Origin of the sequence: Pseudoalteromonas aurantia (assembly GCF_005886875.1) — a bacterium.
In the GTDB taxonomy this organism is placed as follows: Bacteria; Pseudomonadota; Gammaproteobacteria; order Enterobacterales; family Alteromonadaceae; genus Pseudoalteromonas; species Pseudoalteromonas aurantia_A.
In genome coordinates, this window is sequence record NZ_PNBY01000120.1 from 23,475 (window position 1) to 29,474 (window position 6,000).

Annotated in this window: 8 protein-coding genes; 5 read left to right on the plus strand and 3 right to left on the minus strand. The window is 39.5% G+C overall.

The genetic code is table 11. The features are described from left to right. Positions 1-7 precede the first annotated feature (7 nt). Genes CWC18_RS18750 through CWC18_RS18765 form a run of 4 tightly spaced genes read left to right on the plus strand, consistent with a single transcriptional unit; the run spans position 8 to position 1,634 of the window. Positions 8-550: an RNA polymerase sigma factor gene (locus CWC18_RS18750; protein WP_138675870.1), complete on the plus strand. Its 543-nt coding sequence runs from the start codon at positions 8-10 to the stop codon at positions 548-550. Next, positions 543-920, plus strand: coding sequence for a hypothetical protein (locus CWC18_RS18755; protein ID WP_138593663.1), 378 nt, complete (start codon positions 543-545; stop codon positions 918-920). Before CWC18_RS18750 ends, CWC18_RS18755 begins: the two co-directional genes overlap by 8 nt. Next, on the plus strand, positions 904-1,206 hold the full coding sequence (locus CWC18_RS18760) for a hypothetical protein (RefSeq protein ID WP_138675871.1): 303 nt from the start codon (positions 904-906) through the stop codon (positions 1,204-1,206). The genes CWC18_RS18755 and CWC18_RS18760 overlap by 17 nt, the downstream gene beginning before the upstream one ends. After that, a complete protein-coding gene (locus CWC18_RS18765; RefSeq protein WP_138593661.1) occupies positions 1,203-1,634 on the plus strand; it encodes a DUF3106 domain-containing protein in 432 nt (143 codons plus the stop codon). The genes CWC18_RS18760 and CWC18_RS18765 overlap by 4 nt, the downstream gene beginning before the upstream one ends. 39 nt (positions 1,635-1,673) lie before the next feature. Here the strand turns inward: CWC18_RS18765 and CWC18_RS18770 are convergent, their stop codons facing one another. After that, complete coding sequence (locus tag CWC18_RS18770) at positions 1,674-2,588, minus strand: hypothetical protein (RefSeq protein ID WP_138675872.1); 915 nt, start codon at positions 2,586-2,588, stop codon at positions 1,674-1,676. A gap of 247 nt (positions 2,589-2,835) precedes the next feature. On the opposite strand from CWC18_RS18770, the gene CWC18_RS18775 reads away from it, so the two are divergent. After that, positions 2,836-3,756: a hypothetical protein gene (locus CWC18_RS18775; RefSeq protein WP_138675873.1), complete on the plus strand. Its 921-nt coding sequence runs from the start codon at positions 2,836-2,838 to the stop codon at positions 3,754-3,756. Between the two features lie 134 nt (positions 3,757-3,890). On the opposite strand, the gene CWC18_RS18780 is transcribed toward CWC18_RS18775, so the two are convergent. Further along, a complete protein-coding gene (locus tag CWC18_RS18780) occupies positions 3,891-4,574 on the minus strand; it encodes a hypothetical protein (protein ID WP_138593658.1) in 684 nt (227 codons plus the stop codon). Positions 4,575-4,639: 65 nt separating this feature from the next. After that, on the minus strand, positions 4,640-5,701 hold the full coding sequence (locus CWC18_RS18785; RefSeq protein ID WP_138593657.1) for a hypothetical protein: 1,062 nt from the start codon (positions 5,699-5,701) through the stop codon (positions 4,640-4,642). Positions 5,702-6,000: the final 299 nt, after the last annotated feature.

The window sequence follows — 6,000 nt, forward strand, 5'->3', positions numbered from 1 at the left end:
AGTGGATATGGATGAGAGTTCGGTGAATAAACCGAATGAGATATCATTAAATGTTTTTTTGATGGCGGTTGAAAAAAAGGCGTACAATATGGCATTGATCTCTACCGGTAATCGTGAGGAGGCACTGGATATAGTGCAAGATGCGATGTTTAAATTTGCTACTCATTATGCAGATAAAGCAACAGAGCAGTGGAAACCGCTGTTTTATCGTATCGTTCAAAACTTGATTATGGATTGGCATCGAAAACAAAAAGTGCGCAGGATCATGACTTTTTGGCGCGAGGAAGATAGTACACCAGAGCCTTGGCTTGCATCGCTCAATGATTGCCCCGAGACTATATTGTGCAAACATCAGAAAAGTAATGCGACATTAAGCATACTTCATGAATTACCCGTCAAGCAGCAGCAATGTTTTTTATTACGCGCGTGGGAGGGGTTATCTGTGAAAGAGACAGCAAGAGCAATGAATTGCTCTGAGGGCACCATAAAGACCCATTTCTCACGAGCTAGCGCAAAGTTAAAGCAGTGTATTGAGGCAATGAATGAGTAATAAAACACGACCAGATCATGAGCGTGATGTATGTGCTATTTTAGATCGGCAAGTCACAACCATGGACAGTTCAGTCGAAGACAAACTAACCCGAATGCGGTTAAAAGCCCTTGCAGTGCAAAGGCCGTCGAAATCACGACCATTAATGAATACCGCTAAGTATGCGCCAGTTCTTTCAGTACTTATATTTGCGAGTATTTTGTTTTTGAGCCAAGAACCAATGGAAGAAGCTGTTATCGTTATGCCAATCTCTATGGTTTTGCCAGATTCAGGAAATAACGCCAATATACCGGTACCCACAGAGGACATAGCGATGTTAGAGGATATGGAGTTCGTTCTATGGTTGGCAAGTAATGAAGCTGAGCTCTAGTATTTTAGTACTTTGGTTTGTAAGTTTGTCACATATATCAGATGTATATGCTGGAGATGAAGGCGATCAAAAAGTAAGGCCTAATGATCTGAAAACGGCAAAGACTTCGGGGGCTATTTCACTCGATTTATTACTTTATTTATCAGACCTGACTGCCGTGCGAGGAGACTTAGTCGGGCCATTAGATATGCTAAACCATACGCAGTATCCAAAAGAAGGAAAAGCGGCATTAACAGATCAAAAGAAACCGGTCTCAACAAGTGAGCAAAGTGAGAAGGTCCAATGAAGATAATTGTAATACTGTTAGTTGCGTTATTTTTTACCAGTAAAAGTCTACAGGCGAATCAAGCTTGGGATAACTTAACTGTTGAGCAAAAACAGATTTTAGCTAATGTAAAAAGTCAATGGTCACAGTTTGATGGTAATAAACAGCAGGAATTAATTAAAGGGGCTGATCGTTGGTTGAATATGAATGAGCAGCAACGAATTAATACCGCAAATAAATTTGAGCAGTGGCAGGGTCTACCTAAAGAGCAAAAGCAGAAACTGCGAGAACAATACAGTCAGTTCAAAAAGCTGCCAAAAAGTCAGCAACAAAAGCTGCGCAGTACACATCGACGGTTCAAGCAACTTCCTAAGGCAAAACAGCGTGCATTAAGAAGTAAGTTTCAAAAAATGCAGCAAAACCGTAAACGAAGAAAGAGAGGCGGATAAGCTTTTAAGCTTGATCGAATAAATGAAGTAAGCGCAATATTAAAATTGATATCCCAGCCCGAGAGAGAAATAGGTCTCGTCTTGCGTTGGAGCGTTGTTAGTAGCGAAGTTTCTATTAAGCGAGATATCAGCATTCCACCGCTCACCGAGTTGTAATATGGCGTATAAAGATATTTGCCCATAATCCTCAGTCGTTAGCTGGTTTGGTTGGTTTACGCTATTTTTTAAATTGGTACGTCGAGTAATATTATTGCGTTTTAACTTAATACCTTGCTCTTGAGTAAGCGTGTCTTTTAATAATTGGTGCCAACTAAGCTGTGCGCCATAGGTGAATGCTGTATCTTGAGAAAATACAACGAAATGTGACATATCGACTGCCAATGAAGCGACTGTGGTATCGAGCTTTTGTGAAGTATGCGAGGTTATATTTTTTCGAATAGACACTGTGCGTTCACTTTGCCAGTCTGTTTGGCTCATCGAAGTAGACAGTCTTAAATAGTAGCTTCCAATTTCTTTGCCCCACCCCAATGACGCAGTATAGCTCTTGGCATGGTTTTGTTCGTCATACACTGTTAAGTGATGCTTTTTGTTATGGGCTTGTATTGAATCCTGCCATTTGTCATAAGACAAAGATAGATACCATGCATCATTAATAGAGTAGTGAGCAGCACTGCCAACACTTTTTATAGCCATTTCTCCAACAAGCACTGCATGGTTGTCTTTTGTTTGTGTCCATTCTCCGCGCGAAAAAGAGAGCGATAATGCATCGCTTAAGTCTAAGGAAATAAAAGCGTTATACCCAAACGAGTCAAATGCAATTTCTTGTTGTGGTAGATTGATTGTGTGTTCCACTTTTGACGTATTTATATAGACTTCATGTGCTTGTACTATTGTGCACAACAGTTGAGTTAATAAAAAAGATACTATGACAATACTTTGGATTGTTTTTTTCATGAATAATCACATATAACACTGAGTTGTCAAAATCTAAGTATATATGGAATACATGTATATATGTAATTAACTGTTTTTTCTTTTAAATTTGATGCTATGATGTTTTCTTAACCGATACAAGGAGTGGGTAAAGTTTAGTATCGCTTAGCGGTATCTTCCTGCATGGTGTACAACTTTTTACAGTTTTCTACGTGACCTGCGTATCTTCTTTGTATAACTTTCTGATTTTATATTTCATAGGTTATTTATGTCTTCTAATAAAGGTAATTTCGCAGTGGTGCTAGCCGCCTTGGCTCTGGCGGTATCAATCTATGGTGTTTTCACTGGCAATGAGGTAATGGTTACTCACACTGGTGAGACTGGTAGCTCAAACACAGATGAATACAACGGGCAGTGGGTTGAAAACAACAGTAATGATAGCGTAAGTGCTGAGATACTAGAGTTGCGTCGATACATACTCGATTTAGAAGAGCGCTTGAACAATCAGCAGTTCAATGATGTAGAAGTGCCTCAAGGTATGCCAGTTCAGGCTGACTTTCAAGATGCGGTACTTGAAGTGATAGCCTTAAAAGAAGAGCAAGATCTTCAAAAACTCAAAGAAAAAAACCCTATGTATGGCTTTTATGAAGACTTGCCCGAAGATTATGAAATAAGAATAAAAACAGATCCCGATTATGCACGACAAGTCGGTAAAGACTTAAAAGCTCAGATTGTGGATGAGAACTTATCGACAACTGAGCGCTTAGCCGCGATGAGCCAATTGCAAATGACGATGTTTATGCTCAATAAAACAGAAATGCCTGAATATGATTATGAAGCGGTTGATGCGATATTGAGTATTGGCAGAAATAGCAGTGATGACAAGGTTAAAATTCAAGCACTCGAAGTGGTCGCTCATACCCCTGTTGCCGATGCAAGGGTATCCGACAGCTTTATGTCTTTATTAGAAAAAGAAGATAACGATTATATTAGAAGCATGGCTGCCGAAGGATTAGTTGCGCAGTATTATAAGTCACAAAGTAAGCAACCTGAACTCAGTAAAAAAGTCGCTCAAGATATTTTAGGCCTTTACGATAACGCTTCTGATGCTAAATTAAAGCAGCTATTTGACAACATCATTGGTGATGCGCGTATGCTTGACGAGCTGCGAAAGGCGGCGGGGCAGTAAGCGTTACTTGTAGTAGTTCAGCGTTTGATCTTTCATTGTAATACCAGTCGACTTCTTACACCTCAAATATGAGAAATTTAAGTGGCTTGCGTTGACTCATTAATTGATTACTAGATATAGAGATTACAAATACGTTAAATGGCTTTGTTCATTAGGTATAAATAACTCTCTTTATTAATATATACATGATTTTTTCTGAAAAGCCCTTTAAGCCAATTTGGCTGAGTTTTGGGGTTGAAAATGGGTTGTGTACTGTCTAAGGAGAAGAGGTGTATAGAGATAAGTGGTACACCCGCGATACACTCACAGATAAATACCATATAGGCAGACTTAAAATCAGTTTTGTCACCCGCCTCGACCATTCTTAAATTTTCATTGGTAAGACTATTGAGTATAGCTGGTGCGAAAGAAAGTTCTTGATGTGGAATGTGCAGCCCTAATAATTGATGAAAAAGCTTTTGATGGTTAGTGTGATGCAGGTTTTTAGCATCAATGGTTAATGCTAAATCTGATGTCTTTACAAAGTACCCCGTTTTATCGATCAATCTAGATAACGCATGGTAATTAAACAGACTGTATGGCGTGTTAGTTACGGGGTGTTTTGTGGTAGATAGCGTCTTCATCATCGCAGAAAATAGGCTGATCACTTGAGAAAAGGTTTGTGCTACAGGCATTGGTAATGGCTGTGTGGGATCATGATGAGTTGAAAATAAGATATGACCGGTTGCATTAAAGTAGATGTGGCGATGGTTTTGGCCTGGATCAGGAGTTTGCGCAGGAGCACTGCCATTATGATGAAATGATCTGAACCAGTCCAAAGTTGTGTGCTCCTTATTGAGTTGGCTCGGTAATATTTATACCAAGCCTGCCTGTTATTATGTATTTATGATGTGGCAATTGTATATGTCTCAGCGCTTTGTGCTACTACACTGCCAGATTTATCAAGTACTTCTATGGCTGATGGCGTTGTTTGTGTACCTGAAACTGTGAAGTTAATAGAGTCTACTCCCCAATTTGCAGAGGTAATGACACCATTACCATCAACTTCGGCGAATCTTAAGGTGCCTTTTTCAGCAGGTAAGAACTGACCTTGAATTTGATAGGTTTTTCCGGTCGATAACGCACGACCAGATTCAATGGCTACAAATGTTTTTGCATCGATAATATCGTTAATGGTTGGGGTTTGGGTTAGTAATCCGCTCAACCAATTAATGAGCTCTAGATAATTAGGGTCAGAATTTATTGAGTCTAAATCTCCAGCATATGATTTGATAAAGGAGGGAGTAACAAACATGTACGTATCTTTATGTAAGGTCCATGTGGTCGAGATAGATGACTCACTAAAACATGGCCCTAGCTTAAGCTGTTGCTTGTTTTGCTCACAATCGGCATATACCACAATGGCACTTACGATTGGCATGCCAAGTAGGTACTCACAAACAAAAACGATGTTACCCACTTTACTGTTTGAGTGACTTGATGAACCTGATAGATTCAAGCCTTCTTTACCTATCGAAGAGACCATTGCAGATGCAAAACTCATTTCCCCTGTACCAGTTGCTAAACCGAGTAGTGATTCTAAAAGTTCTTTACTAAAATCGGCACCAAAGCTCTTTGAGTCATATTTTACATCTTCTTCTGTGACGTGAACAAATAGCCCTGAGCCACTGATGATATTTTGGAGTGCTTCGTAATTATACAGAGAGTATGGCTTTTTGGTTGCTGGGTTTTTAGTTGTTGTAATTGCACGAGACATACCAGCAAAGAATACAGAGACTTCTGCAAATACTTTTTGTACAGATTCAGATAAGGGGATATTGGCATCAACAGTACTAGACATCATGATGTTCCCTGTTTCATTAAAAACGTAATACTTCTTTGCTTCGACGTTATTGGGGTTTTTAACAGCGGCCTTGAGAGGTACAGTGTTCGTAGTGGTTGCCATAATCTTTCCTTTGTATAGAGGTCTATTACTAGACAATGATGTATCGCCACACCGCGCAGTTAAAACCTTCAATATAGATTAAGGAATTAAACTACAGCTTGTCTTTTGACGATGAGTTAGCTACAACGGCTAGTGTGCACTTTAATTAAAAATTAATTTTGAGCTTGATGAGTGTAGCGGCAATTGTGAGGGATTGTAATTACGGCACATTACAGAGAGGGAGCTGCGGCTGTGATCACTCAGTCAGCTCAATAGAGCGAGAATTTTGACTGACATATATTGTACTAGCTCAGACTTGA